This is a genomic window from Ilumatobacter coccineus YM16-304 (assembly GCF_000348785.1).
GTDB classification, from domain to species: domain Bacteria; phylum Actinomycetota; class Acidimicrobiia; order Acidimicrobiales; family Ilumatobacteraceae; genus Ilumatobacter_A; species Ilumatobacter_A coccineus.
The window spans coordinates 546,764-566,577 of sequence record NC_020520.1 but is presented as its reverse complement, the minus strand read 5'-3'; the positions used below and the strand labels follow the sequence as shown (position 1 = coordinate 566,577).

Sequence of the window (19,814 nt, the reverse complement as noted above, 5' to 3'; positions counted from 1 at the left end):
GCTGAGCCTAGGGGGCGGCCGGGAGCAACATGCAGCGGCAGCCCGGATGAGCCGGTGCGAAGGTGTGTCCGGTCGGGAACGGATCACCGGCGGCGACCGCTCCTTCGAGCGCGTTGTCGTCGCAATCGGGGCACGCGGTGAAGCGCTGATCGGTCGTCCACCGGGTCGGGGTTCCGGGTTCGGTCGCTGCGAACACGCCACGTCCGTGCGCGGCGCGCATCACGTCGTCGAGGGTCTCGTCGATGTGTTGCGTCTTCCACTCGCGGTAGACGGCACGCACCTTCTGGGTGATCGCGGCGTTGTCGCCGTCGCCCTCGCTGATGCAGCGTTCGAGTCGGTCGCGCAGCGGACCGACCAGACGCTCGTCGAGCATGGTGCCGGCGTGGTCGATCGCCTCGTTGGCGTCGGCCTTCTTGAGCTTCTTGGTCGATTCGGGGGCGGCGATCTGCGCGCCGGCGTTGGCGGCACAGAGCAGATCGTCGACGAGTGCCGTGCGGTAGCGAGCGGCGTGCTCGCGGACGGGCGGGACGATGGCGTCGAGGTCGGCGACCGCATCGTTGCGCCGGAGCCCGTCGAGCACTTCGTTCTGTTCGTCGGCGAGGACGCGCTTGAGCTTCTTGGCACTGGCGACGATCAGCGGCGTGAGGTCGGCGTCGCGCTGTTCGAACGGTGACGCCTCGACCGCCAGGTCGTCGGCGTCTTCGTCGTCAGCATCCTGCTCGTCGGCGCTCGCGGAGTCGACGGCGGGTTCGGTGTCGGTGTCGGTGTCGGCGGGGGCGTCGTCGCTGATCGTTGCTTCGGTCGACTCGTCGGGCTCGGCGTCGACGTGATCGTCGCGGTTCGTCGTGCCGCCACGAAGCCGGGCGAACAGGTCGACGACCACGTGATCGTCGGCATCGTCGGCATCGTCGTCGGCCGACGCATCGCCCGATGCGTCGTCGGCCGCATCAGCGGCGGGATCGTCTGCGGCGGGCTGCACCTCGGCGTCGGTGTCGAGAGTGTCGTCGGCGGGGTCGAGGTCGAGGTCGGCGGCGGCCTCGTCGTCGTGCGCCTGGGTGTCGTCGGCGGCGGTGTCGACATCGACGGCTTCGTCGTCCGCGGTGACCACGTCGGCCGCTTCCTCGACCACCGTCTCCGGTTCGGCACTGGCGTCGGTGTGCTCGAGATCGTCGTCGTCGCTGTCGTCTGCTTCGGCGACGAGGGAGATCACCGTCTCGGTGTCCGGCTCGGTGTCGACCTCCGACTCGATGGCCGTGTCAGGCGCTGCCTCGGCGTCAGGCGCGGCCTCGATCTCGGTGTCGTCGGCGTCGTGCGTTGCGTCGTCGGCGACCGGCATGGCGGCGGCGGCGGTGGCGGCGCGGTCGGCGGCGGCGATCGCCTCGGCTTCGGCGTCGTCGCGGGGCGTGTCGTTGCGAGCGACCATCACGGGCACGGGTCCGGTGGTCGGCTGCAGGTTGACGTACTCGTCGGGCTCGCCGAGCGGTTGCATCTCGGCCACCACCTCGACCGCGACGAGGCGGGCTCGTTCGAACGATTCCATCAGGCGATCGCGCCCGTGGATGAGCTGCTCGATCTGCTCGCGGGCGAGTTCGCGTCGGCGGGCGAGTTCGCTCAGCACGCGCTCGCGATAGGCGCGAGCCTCGTTGACCATCTCGCGGCCCTGCTGCTTGGCCATCGACAGTTCGGCTTCGGCGTCGTTGGCCGCATCGGCACGCCGACGTGACGCCTCGATCTCGGCTTCTTCACGACGTCGGGCCGCTTCGTCGCTGGCTTCGGTCAGCAGGCGGGCGGCGGCCTGCTCGGCCTTCTCGCGGATCTCGACCGCACTCTGGCGGGCCGCGTTGAGCACGCGTGCGGTCTCTTCGCCGAGCAGCCGGGTCAGCGCTTCGTCGTCGAGTTGCGACGCGTCGACCACCGGCGCGGCCTGCGCGTTGCGCAGCTCGCGTTCGAGGAAGCGCTCGCGCTCGTGGAGTCGACCGAGTTCGGTCGACACCATCCGCAGGAAGTCGCGGACTTCATCTTGATCGAACCCACGCCGCCCGGTCGAGAACGTTGCATCGGCGACCTGGGCCGGCGACGCCGGGTCAGGACGGGAAAACGACATGGCCATTCACGCAACGCTACGCGTCCCAGACGCTGAGATGGTGGAGGCCCACCTGGTTATTTCCATCCCGGATGGAAATAGCCAGGTCGGGGTCGTCGGGTCAGGCGGCGTCGTCGGCGTTGACCGGCACGACCGGGTCGCCGCCCAGGAAACGCAAGGCGATCAGGGCTTCGTTGACGTTCGCGACCGGAATCAGCACGACGTCGTCGTCACCCGCAGCGTTCAGGCACTCCCAGCGGCAGATCTCGCCGGGTTCTTCGCCCTCGAAGGGCTCGCCGAGTTCGAACTGCGACGCCGGAATGAGGAACACGTCGACGCCGTGCTGCTTGACGGCGCTCACCTTCTGCTCGAGGCCACCGATCGCGCCGACGTTGCCCTCGAGATCGATGGTGCCCGTGACGGCGATGTCGCGTCCGCCGGTGAGGTCGCCTTCGGTGAGTTCGTCGATCAACGCCAGCGTGAACGCGAGTCCGGCCGACGGGCCACCGATGGCGCCAGAGTCGATCGACACGTCGAATGGCAGATCGACCGATGCGGTGTCGAACGGGACGAACCCGACGATCGTGCGATCGGGCTCCTCGATCGCCGTCGACAGTTCGACCGTGACGTCGAGTTCGCCCACATCGGGTCGACTGATCTTCAGGTCGACCATGTCGCCCGGCGAACGACCGTCGAGCTCCTCCGACAGATCGGCGAGTGTGCCGATCGGAACGCCGTCGACCTCGAGGATCGTGTCGGCCGGGTCGAGTTGTTCGTCGGACGGGAACGGCTCCTCGCAGTCGCCGTTCTCGGCCGTGACGCGACACAGGATGTCTTGGATGATGACCTCGCCCGGCTCGACCGTCGGTTCGTAGCCGGCCGTGAGCAGCGCCACGTACTGCGCTTCCTCGGTTGCGGTCCGCATCTGCTGCAAGCTCACCTGGCGACTCTGGGTCGGGGTGAGATTGCCGTACTTGCCTTCTTCGGTGAGCGGGTCGACGACGGGTTCGTTCGCGCCGATCAGCCAGCTCAGCAACGACTGTGTGGGAGCGCTCACCGTGACGAAGAAGAAGTCGCCGTTCGTGTCGTAGACCTCGACGTCGTCGGGCAGGTCGTTGTAGACCACCCGATCGTTGACCGACTCGGCCGAGGCCGGCACTCGGGCGTACGGGGCCGCCTGCTGCACTCCGAGTCGAGGGTTGTCGGCCTTGGCGAACAGCTCGGCGGGGATCAGCACGCTCACGGCGATCGCCGCCATCAGCAGCATCGCCAGCGCTGCGGAAATCACCGCCCACCACCGCTGACGGGGTGCGGTGAGTACGATGGGGGTTGTCGTGTCAGTCACGGATCTCACTACTCAAGCCGGTTGGATGGCGGCCCTGGCCATAGCGGCGCTCGTGTTCGCGGGCTGGCGCAAGAATGCCAGAGCGGTGCCCCGAACGCCACGCGCCGAGCCGAAAGTTCTTCGACCGCGCGTGCCCATCGGCATCGCCGAGGCGACCGTGCCGCTCTACAAACGGCCCAACATCTTCCGTCGTATCTGGGCGGCGGCGGCGAGTCTCGGCATCGCGGTCGTGATGGGAGCGGTGTTCGCGATCATCGTGGCGTTCAGCGCCGCGTACATCGTCATCACACTCACCGATCTCCTCAAGTCGTGATCACCCGACGCGAGGTGGCGATCGCCGGGCACAGCGGCGACGTCGACACCGCTCGGCTCGGCCTCGCCTCGACCGACCCGGCCGTGCGCGCCACGGCGCTCGGTGCGCTCGAACGACTCGGCCGGCTCGGCGACGACGAGGTGGCGACGGCCCTCGCCGACGACGAACCGTCGGTGCGCCGGCGCGCTGCCGAAGTCGCCGCCACGCATCCCGACGTCGACCTGGTCGGTGCCCTGCACGACGTCGACCCACGGGTGGTCGAGGTCGCGGCGTGGGCGTGTGGCGAACACGAATCGAAACGCGACGAGATCGTGGTGCGGTTGATCGACCTCGCGGTCAACGCCGACGATCCGCTCGTGAGAGAGTCGTCCGTCGCCGCGCTCGGAGCCATCGGCGACGAGCGCGCGGTGCCGACGATCATCGCCGCCACCACCGACAAGCCGGCCGTGCGCCGACGTGCCGTGCTCGCCCTCGCCCCGTTCGACGGTGACGAGGTCGAGGCAGCCATCGACCGGGCTCTCGAGGATCGCGACTGGCAGGTCCGCCAGGCAGCCGAGGACCTGCGTCGCGCCACGGCCGACGTCGACGACGATCACGACCATGACGATCAGGACGATGACGATCAGGACCAGGACGATCAGGACTGAAACGCGAGCGGTGACGACGGCGTCACCGAACGGCGATGCTGTGCTCGGCGTCAGAAGTCGAAGCGGTACAGGTTCGTCTCGCGGATCTTGAACCCGATTCGCTGATAGAGCCGGTTGGCGGCCTCGCGCGACGGGCGGCTCGTCAGGCTGACGTTCTTCGCGCCACGCTCGCGTGCCACGTCGAGCGCGGCCTCGTTGAGCCGGCGACCGATGCCGTGCCCGCGAGCCGCATCGTCGACCACGACGTCTTCGATCCACGCCTTGATCCCGGTCGGGATGCGGTAGAACGCCAGCGTCAGGCTGCCGACGATCGCCCCGTCGACACGAGCGATGAACACCACGGTGTCGGTTCCCTCGACCAGTTCGGCGAGCGCCTCGCGGCTGGGAGGCGGCGACGACGACGAGAGCTGCGGGATCAGGTGCTCGAACGCCGCGACCAACTCGTCGTCGGCGACCTCGGCGATCTCGATCGAACTCGACACGGACGGCGTTTCCTGATCACTCACCCGCTCAACGATACGTCGTGGCCACGCGATCATCGTCGACCGGTAGCGTGTCGTTCGTGGGAACCGAACACGTTCGCTGGCTTGCGGAGCCATCGCTCGACCGCCCGGTGGTGGTCGCAGCCTTCACCGGATGGAACGACGCCGGTGATGCCGCTTCGTCTGCGCTGACGACGATGGTCGAATCGTGGGGCGCCGAAGCGCTCGCCGAGATCGATCCCGAGGCGTTCACCGACTTCGCCACGGTCCGCCCGCAGATCAAGCTCGACGCCGAGAACAAGCGCTCGATCGTGTGGCCCACGGTCGGCGTGTGGTCGGCGTCGCTTCCCGGCACCGACGTGATCCTGGTGCTCGGCCCCGAGCCCGCGCTCCGCTGGCGCTTGTTCAGCGAGCAGATCGTCGGCATCGCCGAACGCTTCGGTGCCACCATGTCGATCTCGCTCGGCGCGCTCCTCGCCGACGTGCCGCACTCGCGTCCCGTGCAACTCATCGGCAACGCCACCGACAACGGGCTGGTCGAACGCTTCGAACTCGAGCGGTCGCAGTACGAAGGCCCCACCGGCATCGTCGGTGTGCTCCAAGACGCGCTCAGCACCGCCGGGCTTCCCACGGCCTCGCTGTGGGCAGCGGTGCCCGGCTACGCCTCGCAGGTGCCGTCGCCCAAGGCCGCCATGGCACTCGTGGATCGGGCCTGCTCGATGATCGGTACGCCCGCACCGCTCTCCCGGCTCGCCTCCGGCGCCGCCGAGTACGAGGCTCGCGTCGCCGCGCTCATCGGCGAAGACGACGACATGGCCGAGTACCTTCACCGACTCGAACAGATGGCCGACGAGCAGGCATCGCCCGCCGACGACCTCACCACTGCCGACCCCGTCGACCCCGAACAGTTGATGGACGAAGTCGAGCAGTTCCTCCGCGACCAGGACTGAGCGCGACCGCCGGCGACCGCCCGGCGGCGTCAGGTGTCGTCGGTGCGCCAGATGGCGTCGCGGACCGGATCGAACGTGGCGGGCGCCTGCTCGCCGTCGATCGCAGCGAACGCCATCGAACCCCACCAGGCCGCGCCGGCCGTCGCCTCGGGCAACTCGTCACGCGAGAACCAGCCGACGTCACCGGTCTCGAGCGGATGCGGGTTGAGTTCTCCACCCGTCGCTGTGCAGTGGAACAGCAGCATGTACATGCCGAAGCGGCTGAATCCCATGCGCTGGCCGTCGACCACGCCGAGCAAGCGACTGACGTCGCACTCGATGCCGGTCTCTTCGCTCACTTCCTTGACCGCTACCTCCGACGGCGAATAGCCGATGTCGGCCCACCCGGTCGGGTACAGCCAGATGCCGGAGTCCTTGCGCTGCACGAGGAGGATTTCGCTGTTCTCGTTGCCGACGATCGCCCCGATCGCCACCTTCGGCGTGACGTACCCGGGTACGCCCTCGCCGATCGACTCCATCCATTCCTGGACGAAGTGGTCGACCTCGCGCTCGACTTCGACCTCGTCGGCCGCGGCACGAGCCGCCGCCTTGATGTCGCCGGCGACGTGCAACACCTCTTCGTACCGTTCGCGCTCGTACAGGCTCTCGGTGAAGGCCATCCCCGTTCGGGCGATCCCCGCGAGGGTTTCGCTCCAGCGAGCCAGGTCTCGTGCGTCAGCGGTCACCCCATCAACTTACGCGACCTCGGCGCGACTGCGGCGCTCAGGGACGGAGGATCGCCGCCGCACGCTCGATGTCGTCGGCCGAGTTGTAGACGTGCGGTGAAATGCGCAGGCCCGTCGACCGCGCGTCGACGCGGACACCGCTGGCGCGCAGCGCGGCGAGCGCGTCCTCGATCGGTGTATCCGGGTCGACGACGACGGTGCCGCTACGGCGGTCGGCGTCGAGCGGGCTCACGACCATCGACCCGCAGCGTTCGATCAACCGATCGGTGAGCTCGAGGTTGTGCGACCGAATCGTGTCGACGCCGATGCCGGCGATCACGTCGATCGATCGGCGGGCGACCGCAAACGGCAGGACGCTCGGCGTGCCGCCCCAGAACCGCAGGGCGTCGTCGGCGTAGCGGAACCGATGGATGTCGAACTCGAACGGGTCGGCGTGTGAGAACCACCCGACGTCGGTGGGTGCGCACCGGTCGAGCACGTCGGGCGCCACCCACATCCACCCGGCACCCGGTCCGCCGCAGAGCCACTTCACGCACGAGCCGACGAGGAAGTCGGCGTTCCAGGCCACGACGTCGATCGGGATCACCCCGACCGATTGAGCGACGTCGACGACCGACAGCGCGCCGCTCTGGCGGGCCAGCGCGGCGACGTCGACCACCGGGACGAGCTGGCCCGTGTTGGAATGCACCTGGGTGATCAGCACGACGTCGACGTCGTCACCCACGTGACCGGCCCAGGCCGACACGTCAGTCACGTCGACGCTCGACGGGATGTAGCGCACCTCGTAGCCGGCGTGCTCGCACACGAAACCCAGCGACGGGAATGCCTCTTCGGTGAGCAACACGACCGGGGTCCGACCGGCCGGGCGCACCGCCTGCAGGATCTTCGTGAACCCGCTCGACACGTTCTGCTGCGGACAGTACGACGCGGCGTCACCACCGAGCAGACCGGCCAACGACCCTCTGAACTCGTCGATCAACTGCAACCACGTCGGCCACGCGGCTTCCGGGTCGGTCGCCCACGTGTCGAAGTAGTCGGTGCCGAGCTGCTCGTGAGCTCCGGCGAGCGGCAGGCCGACCGAGTGGCTGAGCAGGTACGTCCCCGGCGGCGAGGCGAACAGGTCGGCGGCGCTCACGGTGCGGCGATCAACGAGCGGAGCTCGACGAGATCGTCGTGCCGAGTCGGAATGTCGTCGCGCGGGGCGGCGAGCCGGCGATCGCGCAGCCCTTCGAGCGCTCGCAGGAGCACGTCGAGCGGCGGCCCGCTCGCGGTGATGCCCTCCAAGAACTCGGGCGGGATCCCCGTCGACGGCGCCGTGATGAAGCGCGCGACCAACTCGTCGTGGTGGTGCGCGGCGGCCGCGCCGTGGGCCGCACACACCTCGAGGTACGCCTGCGCGTTCTCGCGGAACCAGGCCTCACCGGCGTGTTCGCGCTGTTCGAGCAGACTGTCGAGCAGGTTCGGGTGGCGGAACGAGTCGTGCAGCCGTCGCTGCTCGTCGGGGGTCAGATACGGGATCTTCTCGATGACGATCTGGGTGTACTGCGCCTCGGTCGGCAAGCACAGGCCGAGCAACATGTCGACCTGGTTGAACGCGGCGAAGTCGCCGGCATTGGCCCCGCGGTACTCCTGCGAACCGACGCGGTACGGCTTGTAGTACGGGCGCACGCAGAAGAAGAACTCGTCGACGTCGAGCCGGTCGGCGAGTTCGGTGTTGAGCCGGAGCACGTCGTCGAGCGCGTTGCGGGCATCGACGAGGAGGTCGTTGGCCGCCGGATGCGACAGCCCCATGGGATGGATCCGGCCGAGCGCGTCGGCGGCACGCATGTAGGCGAGCGCCGACCGGGTGTTGTAGTCGAGGAAGATCTTCTCGGCGGGCCGCCAGGTGAACGTGCGGTAGCGCCCGTTGATCGACCGGTTGTAGGTCTCCATGTGGCTGCTGACGAACCGCGGCACGGTGCCGAGCGACGCACCGAGGTGCATCGCCAGCGCCGACGCTTCCGCCAGCGGCGAGGTGCGCTCACGCGACGGCTCGGTGATGTCGTGCCGGCGACATGCCGCCATGTAGTAGCCGACGTTGCCGAGCAGTTCGAACGCTCGATCGAACCCTTCGTCGGTGTTGCCTTCCTCGAGCAGGTCGACGATGAGCTCACGACCTTCGTCGACGAGCACCTGTTTGAGATCGTCGCCGACTCCCGCCACCTGCGACCGGTTCTCCTGCGCTTCGTACAGATCTTCGAGTTCGGAGTTGAGGTCGATGAACCGGTTGCGGATCCAGTCGTCGAACGCTGCGACCCGCGGCGTCGTGGCCGAGTGTGGTTGTCGATTCGCCATGTGTCGGTGGCCTCTCTCGTGTTGCGTCGGCCGTCGCTGTCCGACGACGTCGATTGTAGGTGAGAATAGATTCTCACGTCATGTCGACTGTATCGTGACCGCCGTGTCGAGCGATGCACCCACCGATCTCACCGGACTCGCCGGTCGGGCCACCTCGACGCGCGCCGACACGCGCGAGACCCATCAGCGGCTCATCGATGCCGTGCAGGCGTGGGTCGCCACGCACGGCGCGCCACCCGAGCGCCTCGCCGACATCGCCGCGATGGCCGACGTCTCGACCGCCACCGCGTACCGACACTTCGCCAGCCACGACGACGCGATCCAGGCGTTCGTGCTGCAGTTGCCGATCCGCGCCGTCGAACGCTTCACCGAATCGGGTGGCACCACCGACGACCCGGTCGAATCGTTCGCCCGCTGGAACCGCGCGTGGGTCGATGCCTGCGTCGAACACGGCGAACTCGCCGTCCATCTGCGCTCCCCGATCGGGTTCCTGCAACGACGCGACGAGCACGACCCGGTCATCGAGTACGCGTGTGCGCAGATCGAACCGCTGCTCGAACAACTCGACGGCGACACCACGATGATGCTGTTCATGTGGAACGTCACCAGCGATCCGCGCGAGGTACTCGACCTCCAACGCCTCGGATGGTCGCCCGACGCGATCGCCGACTTCGTCACCCGCGCCGTGTTGGCAACGCCACCGGCGACCGGCGCGCCGACCGCCTGACGCCGCTACGACACGGCGTGCAGGAGCGCCTTCTGGATCTCCTTGCGGTGCGACGTGCGCGTCACCAGACCACCGGCGCGTGTACGGACGTAGAACGTGTCGACCACTTCCATGCCGATCGTCTGGACCGTGGCGTGGCGGATGTCGAGCCCCACCTCGTTGAGCGCCTTGGTGATGCGATGCAGGATCCCGATCTTGCTGACCGCCTGCACCTCGATGACCGTCGCATTGCTCGAGCCGCCCTCGATGAACTTCACCCTCGGCGGCCCCGGCGCGTCGGCCTGTGTGCGACGGCGCCGACGGTAGGTCTTGGCCCGCTCGACGAGCCGCGCTTCGATCGCCAGCTCGTAGTTCATGCCCTTGCGCAGGTCGGCCTTGAGCGAGCGCCACTTGATCTCGGCCTTCGGCGCGACGACCCGGAACTGTGAGGCCGCCATGCCCTGCTCGTCGGAGTAGGCACGAGCGGTGACGACGTCGAGCCCGTGCAGCGACAGCACACCGGCGACCTGGCTGAACGTACCCGTCGAGTCGGGGCTGATGATCGTGATGAGATCGCCGTCGCGAGAGATGTCGACCTCGCCCTTGGCCATGACGGCGAGCGTCGCCTCGTCGGGAAACAACCGCCAGGTGACCTCCGACGCTCGACCGCCGCCGAGCACGTGCTTCGTCCTCGACACCAGTTCGTCGACGAGCTCTTCCTTCCACGACCCCCACGCCGACGGACCGGTCGCCTTGGAGTCGGCCTCGGTGAGCGCGTCGAGCAATTCGAGCTTCTCGACCGAACCGACGAGGCCGGCCACCAGGTCGATGGTCGCTTCGTCGGTGAGATCGCGACGCATCGCCACGTCGGGGAGCAGCAGGTGATGCTCGACCATGGTCACGAGCGCATCGGTGTCGTGGCCGTTGAAGCCGATCCGCGGTGCGATGTCACGCACCATGTCCATGCCGACCTCGGTGTGATCGCCCGGGTAGCCCTTGCCGATGTCGTGGAACAGCGCGCCGACGACGAGCAGATCGGGACGACCGACGCGGTCGACCAACTCGGCGGCGTTGGCGGCGGCTTCCCACAGGTGACGGTCGACCGTGAAGCGGTGGTAGGCGTTGCGCTGCGGTTTCGACCGAACGGGTTCCCACTCGGGCAGGAACCGCGACAGCAGCTCGAACTGGTCGAGTGACTCGAGTACTCGGATCGCACGGTGCCCTTCGAGGAGGAGTGCCACCAACTCGTTTCGTGCGCCGATCGGCCAGATCGACGGCCACGGCTCCACTTCGTCGCGGAGGCGTTCGAGCGTCGACCGCGCGATGCGACACTCGGTCCGAGCGGCCGCCACAGCGGCTTTGAGCGCCAGCGTGGGGTCGGCAACCGGGTCGGCGCCCTCGGTCAGATGGATCTCGCCGTTCTGCAGCGCGATGCCCGACGCGATCTGCCGATCGGGAACCTGATCACGTTCGACGGCCCGGTTCCAGTTCTCGTCGCACAGCCACGAGACCGTTCGACCGGCCGCTGCGACGTCGGCCATCATCGCGTCGGCGTCGAGCCACCCACCGCACTTGGCGATCTCGTCCTGGTCTTCGAGTCGCATCACCTCGCCGGGTCTGCCGGTGGCCTGATGCAGTGCCACGCGAGCCCGCTGCAACATGTCGTAACACTCGTCGAGCGCGACGAGGTCTTCCTCGATCACCTCGAGACCGCTCGCGCGAGCCCACCACACGGTCTGCACGTCGCGCAGCCCGCCGTGGCCGGCCTTCAGGTCGGGTTCGAGCCGGTACGCCACGTCGGCGGCGTTGGCCTGGCGTTCGCGCATGCGGCCGCGGAGTACGCCGAGATAGGTCGACCGATTCGACGCCCACGACTTCATGCCGCGTTCGATCACTTCGGTGGCGATGTCGACGTCACCTGCGAGCGGTCGTGCCGTGAGCAACGCCGTTGCCGAGTCGAGGTCGCCGTCGATCAGGTCGAGTTGCTCGTCGACGCGCCGGACGGCGTGACCGAGCTTGACCCCGGCGTCCCACAGCGGATACCAGATCGCGCTCGCGATCGGCTCGATCTCGTTCGACACCTTGCGGGCCTTGCAGTCGTGCACGAGCAGCAGGTCGAGATCGCTGTACGGCGCGAGCTCACCTCGCCCATAACCGCCCACCGCGAGCAGTGCGACGCGGTGCTTCGTCGGATGCGCGGCAATGGCTGCATCGAACAGTTCGACGACCCACTCGTCGGTGATCCTCGACAGTGCCCGGCAGTAGTCGAGCCCCTGGTTCGGCGCTTTGGGTCGGCCGGAGTCGGCCGCCGCGACCAGCTGGTCGGCGCGGCCGTCGGGCGTCACGACGCCAGATCGACGGAGAGCGCGAGGACGGCGATGCGCACGCCGTCCTTCTCGGAAGTCGCTCGAATGGGGAGGGTGCCGTCGGCGGTGTCGATCACCAGATCATAGGCGTCGATGTCGACACCGAGATTGTTGTCGTACGACGGATCTCGTTCACCGCTGATCGTGCTGTCGAACACAGCGTCTCCGCCGAGCGGTTCGCCGCCGACGGTGAAGGCTTCGGGTCGGAAACCACGCTCGCCTTCGAAAGCGACGATCGAGAGGTGCGCGTCGGCGCCAGCGACCACCGGGACCGGAAGGTCGACGTCGTACTCGAAGCGAGGCTGAGGGGCGACCCACTCGAACGGACGGGTCACCACACGGTGGCGGCGGGGCTCGGCGTCGTTGTCGTACACGACCACCAGCGACCAGGCGGCGTACGAGCCCTGCACTTCGACCGATTGCACGTTGCCGATGAGGTAGCTGCCCGTGCCGCCCGCAGCGACGATGTCGGTGACGTCGGCAGAACCGAGGTACTGCGTGGCATCGATGTCGCCGAGACTCAGACGGTCGGCGACGACCTGCGTCACCTCGCCGTTCGGGGCCAACACGGTCACCAACTCGTTGCTGCCGTCGTCGGGAATCGACTGCTGGCGCTCTTCGAGGTCGCCCGACCAGTACAGGTGCGCCGACACGATCGACGATGCGTCGGGCAGGTCGAGCACGGCGCTCGACGAGTTGACGATGCCGTACTGCGGTGCGGGGCCGATGAACTCCATCGGCACGTCCCAACGGTTGACGAACTCACCGGCTCCGGCGCGCACGTCGGCGCAGTCGATGCCGAGCTCGGCAGCCGCCGTGTCGTCGCACGTCATCAGCGAGTTGCCGATGGTGACGACGCCACCGGTGCCGACGGAGGAGTGGACGAGGTCGCTCGTCGCGACGATCGCCGCTTCGAGCGGTTCGGTGACGAGGTCACCTTCGACGACGAGGCGACCGACGGTGCTGCTCTCGAGACGGAGACGAAGCGCGAAGTCGAGCGTGGCGCCCGCCTCGACCGAGAAGGTGCAGAACGGCGAGTCACCTTCCGGATCGGTGCACGCCGCATCGCCCGCTGCCAACGCTTCGAGGGAGACCCCGTTGGGGAGGAGCAGTTCGACAGTGGCGTCGGCTGCCGCCGCGCCGGAGTTGGTGACCGCCACGTCGATCGTGCCCGTACCGCCGGCGTAGATCGGGGCAGGCGACGACACGGCGAGCGTGAGATCGGGAACAGCCTGTCGGAGTCCGATGGCGCGGATCCCGTCGGTGACGACGAGTTCGACCGCGCTCCTCGGGCCGGACGGCTGCGGCCGGAGGTCGAGACCTTCGGTCGTGGTGGGAGCGGGTTCGGTCGTGGCGACCGTCGGGTCGGGCTCGTCGGCAACGGTGGTGACCGGCACCTGCGACGCCGGGGTGTCGTCGCCGCCGGCGGTGATGAGGGTGCCGTCGTTGTCGAAGGGTTGGCGGACGAGGTAGGCGGCGCCGGCCAGTGCGATCACGATGCCGGCGATCGCGCCGAACGTGGCGAACCGACGGAAACGATCGGAACGCGCGGCGAGCAGCCCGGCGCTTCCGAACGAGCGACTCGTGGTTCCGAGCGCTTGACGTTGTGCTTCGACACTCAAACCGGTGACTCCTGGAGCGATGGCAGACGGGACGAACGATCCGAGCGACGCGATGACCTCGACGAGCCGACGGCTGTCGTCGGGGGTGTGTCGTCGCGCCGCGGGTGGGGCGAACGGTGACGCTTCGGCGTTCGCGGCGTTGTGCGCGGCAGGCGCAGCGTTCAGCGCGCTCGACTCGGCGACGGACGCCTCACCCTCGAGGTGCCGTTCGACGAGGCGCTGGTCGTGCGGTGGCAGCGTGCCGCGGACGTACCCGCCGAGCAGCGAGACGATGCGCTCACACTCCGGAGGGAGCGGTCCGACACCGATGTACTCGATCAGAAAGGCGTCGACCAGACCGCGCTCGGCGGTGTTGACGAGTTCGGTGACGTCGTTGGTCGTGCGGCCGACGAGCGGCGAGATCTCGGCCGCCGTGAGCTGTTCGACATGGCTGTGCCAGAGCACGGTCTGCCACGGTTCGGGCAGCAGCGCGAAGGCCGTGGCGATGAGTTCGTCGTCGGTCACGTCGAAGGGGTCGCTGCGTTCCTGCTCGTGCTCGCCGTCGGCACGGGGCGTCGGCCCGTACGTGCCTCCCGACAGCGCGGCCAGCGCTCGTGGGCGGAAGGCCCGGATCGCCGGATCGCCCTCGTGCGTGTCGTCTTCGTTCTCGATCGTGTCGCGCAGATTGGCGAGCCGCTTGGCCAGCGCCTTGCGTTCCTTGCGCGATCGCAGCATCGAGCGCACCGAGGTCTCGTGGCGCCCCATCAACTCGTTCCAAGCCGCGTCGCTCCCACTTCTGACGGCGCCGACCAGTTGCCGGTCGCTGGGGAGAATGGGTGCGGGGTTCATGGGTTCTCTGCGATTCGTTCGTGCGGCCGGACCACAGGACCGGTCACCATGACAGCGCGGTTTGACGCCTGCTCAGGGTTCATCGGACGAATCAGACACTTTCTTGAATGTGATGTTATGACCCCTGGATTCACTGGATTCCGCGGCCGCTGTACCGTACGGACCATGGCTGTTCGTACGCGATTCACCCGTTGTCGTGCGGTGACCATCTCGATGGCGGCCACCGTTGCGTTCGCGGCCTGTTCCGGCGACCCCGACACCGCTCCCGAGTCGACGGTCGCCACCACCACAACGCTCCCGCCGGAGCCTCGTGAATCCGACGGAAAGCTCGTCATCGGCGCACTGCTTCCCGTGGGCGACACGCTGATCGGCACGTCGTTGACCTCCGCGGTCACCGCCGCCCAGCAAGCGATCAACGACGCAGGAGGCGTGCTCGGGCACGACGTCGAGGTCATCATCGTCGACGAGGGCAACACCACGGCAACCGCGTCGGCGGCCACGGTGTCGCTGATCGACGACGGCGTCGACGCCATCATCGGCCCGTCGTCGTCGCTCGCCGCCATCGGCGCGCTCGACGATGCCGTCGCCGCCGAAGTCCTCACCTGCTCGCCCACGGCAACGGCCATCTCGCTCGACGACTTCCCCGACGACCGACTCTTCTTCCGGACGATCGCGAGCGACTCGCTCCAGGCGATCGCGATCGCCGAAGAGGCCGAGCAGACCGGTGCCCGCAACATCGCGATCGTGCACGTCGACGACGCGTACGGTCGGCCGTACGCCAACGCCGTCGCCGAGGCGCTCGAAGGGCGTCCGCTCACCCTGTCCGACACGATCTCCATCCCGGTCAATGCCGAGACGTTCGATTCGGCGGCCATCGACCTGGTCGAGAGCGACGCCACCGTGGCCATCGTGCTCGGTGCGGCTCGCGACAGCGCCCGCTTTCTCGACGCGCTCGGGCAGCAGTCGTTCGGCGGGCTGTCGCACGTCATCCTCAACGACCCGATCCGTGACCCGGCAGCCGAACCGGTGATCGAAGCGCTTCCCGCCTCGCTGCGGACCCGCGTGTCGGGCGTCGCTCCTCAGATCACCGTGTCGGGATCCGATCCCACGCTCGCCGCACCGTTCGGTCCGCAGGTGACCGACTGCATGAACCTGATCGCGCTCTCCGCCGTGCAGGCGGGCTCCGACTCCCCGACCGAAATCGCCAGCTACATGGCTCCCGTGTCGTCGGGCGGCTTGCGTTGCCGTTCGTTCGCGGCGTGTGCCGAAGAGGTCGCCGACGATCGGCAGATCGACTACAACGGACCGACGGGTGTCACCGAACTCAATCGCGAAGGCGAGATGACCGAAGCCGTCTTCGAGACGTTCCGGTTCGAACCCGACGGCACCGACGTGCTGGTTCGCAGCTTCACCGTGCGCCGCTGACACCCGCCGCTGGTCGCGATCGTGTTCGACCTCCCGTCGGCGCTCGGTCAGAGAATGTTGTCGACGTAGTCGAGGTAGCCGACGTAGAACGCGCCGAACTCGCCGTAGAGCGCGGAGCCCTCGTCGAATCGCATCGTGTAGACGACCTTCTTGATGACGTCGGGGCTCTTGGCGAACAGCGTCACACCCCACTCGAAGTCGTCGAGACCGGTCGAACCGGAGATGACCTGCGCGACCTGACCGGCGAACGTGCGCCCGCTCTTGCCGTGCTCCATCATCATCTCCTGACGACGGTCGTACGGCGTGGCGAACCAGTTGGCGTGCGCCTCGCGCTTCTTGCTCATCGGGTAGAAGCAGAACGCATTGAGGCCTTCGGGCGGGATGACCGGGTGGAGGCGGCCGCGCAGCATCTCCTCCGGCATGCCCTTGGCGTACTCGCTGACCTCGGTGACCGACACGTAGCTGTCGCCGACGTCGAGGCCCGCTCGCTGCAGCGCGGACTGGAAGCGCCGCAGGGTGCGCCAGTCGGCGCACAGCGCCATGAAGCAGATGTCGGCCTTGTGGCCGAGCATCGCGGCCGTGATGACCTGGCAGTCGTCGGCTTCGGCTGCTTCGATCGCTGCGGCGACCGCTCCCTTGTCGGTCGACGGAGTCCGTCGAGCAAGGAGGTGCAACACCGTCAGTCCGTCATCCATCAGCATGACCTCAAGGCTAACGATCACCCACCCACCTCCGACTCCCCGCCCCATCCCCGGCTTTGCCCCTCAGATCCGTCACCGATGACCGATTCCCGGAGCAAAACCCGACACCGCCGGCTTTGCCCCTCAGATCCGTCACCCATGACCGATTCCCGGGGCAAAACCCAACACCGCGGGCTCTCTCCCGGAGCAGAACCCAGCAGTCGGTCGGCTTTGCCCCTCGGATCCGTCACCCATGACCGATCCCCGGTGCAAAACCCAACACCGCTGGCTTTGCCCCTCAGATCCGTCACCGATGACGGATTCCCGGGGCAGAACCCGGGTGGGTGGGGTTGCCGGTGGGTGTGACCGGCCGGGGCGACGTCAGCTCGGTGCGGTGCGCGGGTGCTCGGGGGCGTAGACGTTGAACTCGTCGCCGCGGACGAAGCCGGCGAGGACGAGATTGGCGCGCCGAGCGGCGTCGACGGCGAGGGCGGTCGGTGCGCTCACCGCGACCAGCGTGTGGAATCCGGCAGCCCACGCCTTCTGCACCATCTCGATGCTCGCCCGACCGCTCACGAAGAGCCCGAGATCGTGCGCCGGTACCCGTGCCGGACGGTCGAGCAACAGCGCACCGATGACCTTGTCGACCGCGTTGTGCCGACCGACGTCTTCCCGGGTGACGACCACCGTCCCGTCGGCGTCGAACGCCGCCGCAGCGTGCACCGCTCCCGTCGTGGCGAACAGCCCCTGACCGCCGAGGACCACGTCGGGAATCGCAGCGATGAGGTCGAGGTCGAGCGGCTCGATGCGCTGCTCGAGCGGGTCGAGGCGCTCGCAGAGCTCGTCGAGCTGTTCGCTGCCGCACCATCCACAACTCGACGACACGTTGCCGAGCCGGGGCGTCGGCGCTGGGGCACGCCCGTCCGTCTCGACGGTCACCACGTTGAACTCGGTGTCGGTCGCCGAGCCGTCGGCGCAGTAGCGCACACCGACGATCGGCACGTCGCCGAGCAGCCCTTCGGTGAGGCAGAACCCGGCGGCCAACTCGTAGTCGTGACCGGGCGTGCGCATGGTGGTCGACACCAGCGTGCCGTCGAGCTGGATCGACATGGGCTCTTCGACGATCAGGTCGTCGGGGCGCCGCGAGGTGACCCGCTCACCGGCACCGCCGGCGACGCGGGTGACGATCAGTCGTTCCGAACGACGACGATCCATGTCAGCTCGCCACCCCGATGCGGTGTCGCCGCATCCAGGCGATCAGGCGGTTGGCGAACAGGTCGGCCGACCCCACGTTGAGCCCGAGGTAGAACGACGGCTCGATCAGCTCGAGTTCCATCACGACGAAGGGCTCGTCGGCCGTCGGGTCGGAAGCGGGAGCGACATCGACGCGGGCGAACGCGATGCGGTCGAACTGTTGGACGGCGCGGGTCTCGAGCACGGCATCGGCCAGCGCACGCTCGCGCTCGTCGGGTTCGCGCACCGTGATGTCTTCCTTGGCGAAGAGGTCTCCCTCCTGCTCGACATCGGTGGTGGTGAGGATCGCGCCCTTCCGGAAGACGTGGCTGAGTTCGAGACCGTCGCCGGCAGCCGCAGGAACGAAACAGAATGCCGACTCGCCGAGTTCGTCGAGCCGGTCGAGGTACGGCTGCACCATCGCCGTGCGGCCCTGCGCGTGCAGCTCGGCGACGTGCGCAGCCACTTCGTCGGGCTCGCACCGGCGAGCCCCACTTGAGCCGGCACCGACGGTCGGCTTGACGACGTGTAGTCGGTCGACGACCGGCGCCGGTTCACCTGGCGCGACGAACGTGGTGGGGACGATCGGGATGCCTTCGGTTGCGAGTTCGGCCAGGTATCGCTTGTCGGTGCTCCAACGCACGGCGGCGGCGCCGTTGATCAACTCGGTCACGTTGCTCACGCGGTCGACCCAGTCGAGGAACTCGTCGAGCCGTTCGGTGTAGTCCCACGTCGATCGAATGACGACCGCGTCGAAGGCCGACCACTCGACCTCCGGGTCGTCCCACGACACGATGCGCACCGCGTCGTCGCCGAGGCGGGCGCGGCACGCCGCGTCGAACGGTGACAGGTCAGGGTCGAGTGGCGCCGCCACGTCGGCGGTCACGAGTCCGAGCATCACGCCAGCCTAGGAACCGGCAGGCACCCGGGCCACCGCGCCGCGAGCGGTCGGTCGCCAACGTCTCGAGGTGACCACTCCGTTCGCGAGCAGGGTTCGCTGCACCATCGCTCCTCGGTCATCACCGTCGGGACGAAGCCGACGAGTACGGTTGCGACATGGCCGACGACGCTGCTTCGTTCCCCCCGCCGACCGGTGCCTCCGGTACGACCCCTGCGCCGGCCGGGCTGTCGCGCAACGTCGTCACCGAACTGGTCGGCACCTTGGTGCTGATGCTCGCCGGGCCGGGGCTCATCGTGCTCTCGAACGGCCAGGCGAGTGACCTCGCTGTCGCCCTGTCGTTCGGAGCGGGCCTCGCCGTGGCGATCGGCGTGATCGGCGCCGTCGCCAACCCGGCATTCACGCTGGCGCTCCTCGTCGTGCGCGAGATCTCGATCCGCGACGCGGTCGGCGACTGGATCGGTCAGATCGCCGGCGGCATCCTCGGCGCCGCGGTCGTGTGGGGGATCAACGACCAGACGCGGTCGAGCCTCGGCGCCAACGGCTGGGACCGCAGCGGTTTCCGCGAGCTCGGATCGGTCATGGCTGCCGAACTCGTCTTCACGATCATCGTGGTCGTCGTGTTGCTCTCGTCGATCAGCCAGGGCTTGTCGAAGGCGTCGATCGCAGCGTTCACCGGGCTCGCGTACGCGATCGGCCACCTGGTGCTCGGCGGGATCGACGGCGGCGGAATGAACCCGGCTCGCTCGCTCGGCTCGGCGATCTTCTCCGACAACGACCCCAATGCGCTCGGTCAGGTCTGGGTGTTCATCGTCGTCCCGCTGGTCGCTGCGGTCGCCGCGGTGTTCGTGTGGCTGATGATCGACGACGCCGAGATCGACGACACGATCTTCGACGACACGTTCGTCGACGACCTCCAGAACGCTGCGACCGGCGACACCGACTGAGCAACCTGGTCATTTCGATCCCGGAGGGAAATCGCCAAGTTGGTTACATCGCTCCCGGAGCGCCGTCATCAACTTCGCTTCGATGGCACGGCTGACCTGCTGGTTCGCGAATGGCTCGGTTCCTGCTGAAGCGGGCGTCGGCGCCCGAGTTGGTTACATCGCTCCGGGAGCGCCGTAATCAACTTGGCGGAGTTCTGGCCGACGGCGTCACCCAGGGCGGCGGGCGGTGA

17 protein-coding genes are annotated in these 19,814 nt (G+C 68.2%); 6 read left to right on the top strand and 11 right to left on the bottom strand.

Features of this window, described 5'->3' with window-relative positions; genetic code table 11:
- Positions 1–7 precede the first annotated feature (7 nt).
- Both YM304_RS02590 and YM304_RS21810 read right to left on the bottom strand, forming a co-directional pair.
- A complete protein-coding gene (locus YM304_RS02590; RefSeq protein ID WP_015440071.1) occupies positions 8–2,110 on the bottom strand; it encodes a DivIVA domain-containing protein in 2,103 nt (700 codons plus the stop codon).
- 94 nt (positions 2,111–2,204) lie between these two features.
- Positions 2,205–3,428 (bottom strand): YlbL family protein, encoded by a 1,224-nt coding sequence (locus YM304_RS21810; RefSeq protein ID WP_154723279.1) that lies wholly within the window; start codon positions 3,426–3,428, stop codon positions 2,205–2,207.
- Between YM304_RS21810 and YM304_RS25015 the strand changes: the two genes are divergently transcribed.
- Positions 3,418–3,741, top strand: coding sequence for a hypothetical protein (locus YM304_RS25015; RefSeq protein ID WP_162142022.1), 324 nt, complete (start codon positions 3,418–3,420; stop codon positions 3,739–3,741). The two genes, YM304_RS21810 and YM304_RS25015, sit on opposite strands and share 11 nt — an antisense overlap.
- On the top strand, positions 3,738–4,388 hold the full coding sequence (locus YM304_RS25010; RefSeq protein WP_015440068.1) for a HEAT repeat domain-containing protein: 651 nt from the start codon (positions 3,738–3,740) through the stop codon (positions 4,386–4,388). The genes YM304_RS25015 and YM304_RS25010 overlap by 4 nt, the downstream gene beginning before the upstream one ends.
- A 50-nt stretch (positions 4,389–4,438) precedes the next feature.
- Here the strand turns inward: YM304_RS25010 and YM304_RS02565 are convergent, their stop codons facing one another.
- The gene (locus tag YM304_RS02565; protein ID WP_231897619.1) at positions 4,439–4,894 is read right to left on the bottom strand and encodes a GNAT family N-acetyltransferase; all 456 of its coding nucleotides are present in this window, start codon (positions 4,892–4,894) and stop codon (positions 4,439–4,441) included.
- Between the two features lie 56 nt (positions 4,895–4,950).
- On the opposite strand from YM304_RS02565, the gene YM304_RS02560 reads away from it, so the two are divergent.
- Positions 4,951–5,820 (top strand): PAC2 family protein, encoded by an 870-nt coding sequence (locus YM304_RS02560; protein WP_041298733.1) that lies wholly within the window; start codon positions 4,951–4,953, stop codon positions 5,818–5,820.
- 29 nt (positions 5,821–5,849) lie between these two features.
- On the opposite strand, the gene YM304_RS02555 is transcribed toward YM304_RS02560, so the two are convergent.
- From YM304_RS02555 to YM304_RS02545, 3 genes are read right to left on the bottom strand one after another with little or no spacing between them, the layout of a single operon-like run.
- Positions 5,850–6,545 (bottom strand): NUDIX hydrolase N-terminal domain-containing protein, encoded by a 696-nt coding sequence (locus YM304_RS02555; RefSeq protein WP_015440065.1) that lies wholly within the window; start codon positions 6,543–6,545, stop codon positions 5,850–5,852.
- Between the two features lie 37 nt (positions 6,546–6,582).
- Positions 6,583–7,680 carry an aminotransferase class V-fold PLP-dependent enzyme gene (locus tag YM304_RS02550; protein ID WP_015440064.1) on the bottom strand — a complete coding sequence of 366 codons (1,098 nt, stop codon included), beginning with the start codon at positions 7,678–7,680 and terminating at the stop codon, positions 6,583–6,585.
- Positions 7,677–8,879 carry a PrnB family protein gene (locus tag YM304_RS02545; protein ID WP_015440063.1) on the bottom strand — a complete coding sequence of 401 codons (1,203 nt, stop codon included), beginning with the start codon at positions 8,877–8,879 and terminating at the stop codon, positions 7,677–7,679. The genes YM304_RS02550 and YM304_RS02545 overlap by 4 nt, the downstream gene beginning before the upstream one ends.
- Before the next feature lie 103 nt (positions 8,880–8,982).
- On the opposite strand from YM304_RS02545, the gene YM304_RS02540 reads away from it, so the two are divergent.
- Positions 8,983–9,606: a TetR/AcrR family transcriptional regulator gene (locus YM304_RS02540; protein WP_154723277.1), complete on the top strand. Its 624-nt coding sequence runs from the start codon at positions 8,983–8,985 to the stop codon at positions 9,604–9,606.
- A 5-nt stretch (positions 9,607–9,611) separates the two neighbouring features.
- On the opposite strand, the gene YM304_RS02535 is transcribed toward YM304_RS02540, so the two are convergent.
- Entirely contained in the window at positions 9,612–11,930 is a 2,319-nt protein-coding gene (locus YM304_RS02535) for a [protein-PII] uridylyltransferase (protein ID WP_015440061.1), read from the bottom strand.
- The gene (locus YM304_RS02530; protein ID WP_015440060.1) at positions 11,927–14,401 is read right to left on the bottom strand and encodes a zf-HC2 domain-containing protein; all 2,475 of its coding nucleotides are present in this window, start codon (positions 14,399–14,401) and stop codon (positions 11,927–11,929) included. The genes YM304_RS02535 and YM304_RS02530 overlap by 4 nt, the downstream gene beginning before the upstream one ends.
- Positions 14,402–14,566: 165 nt before the next feature.
- Between YM304_RS02530 and YM304_RS23605 the strand changes: the two genes are divergently transcribed.
- Positions 14,567–15,826, top strand: coding sequence for an ABC transporter substrate-binding protein (locus tag YM304_RS23605; protein ID WP_015440059.1), 1,260 nt, complete (start codon positions 14,567–14,569; stop codon positions 15,824–15,826).
- A 47-nt stretch (positions 15,827–15,873) separates the two neighbouring features.
- Here YM304_RS23605 and YM304_RS02520 read toward each other — a convergent pair whose 3' ends face one another.
- The 3 genes from YM304_RS02520 to YM304_RS02510 form a co-directional block, all read right to left on the bottom strand.
- The gene (locus tag YM304_RS02520) at positions 15,874–16,527 is read right to left on the bottom strand and encodes a chlorite dismutase family protein (RefSeq protein ID WP_231897618.1); all 654 of its coding nucleotides are present in this window, start codon (positions 16,525–16,527) and stop codon (positions 15,874–15,876) included.
- Positions 16,528–16,887: 360 nt separating this feature from the next.
- A complete protein-coding gene (fdhD, locus tag YM304_RS02515; RefSeq protein WP_015440056.1) occupies positions 16,888–17,721 on the bottom strand; it encodes a formate dehydrogenase accessory sulfurtransferase FdhD in 834 nt (277 codons plus the stop codon).
- A gap of 1 nt (position 17,722) precedes the next feature.
- Positions 17,723–18,637 (bottom strand): ATP-grasp domain-containing protein, encoded by a 915-nt coding sequence (locus YM304_RS02510; RefSeq protein ID WP_051071278.1) that lies wholly within the window; start codon positions 18,635–18,637, stop codon positions 17,723–17,725.
- Between the two features lie 158 nt (positions 18,638–18,795).
- Between YM304_RS02510 and YM304_RS02505 the strand changes: the two genes are divergently transcribed.
- Entirely contained in the window at positions 18,796–19,584 is a 789-nt protein-coding gene (locus tag YM304_RS02505; RefSeq protein WP_015440054.1) for an MIP/aquaporin family protein, read from the top strand.
- The last annotated feature ends 230 nt before the right edge of the window (positions 19,585–19,814 follow it).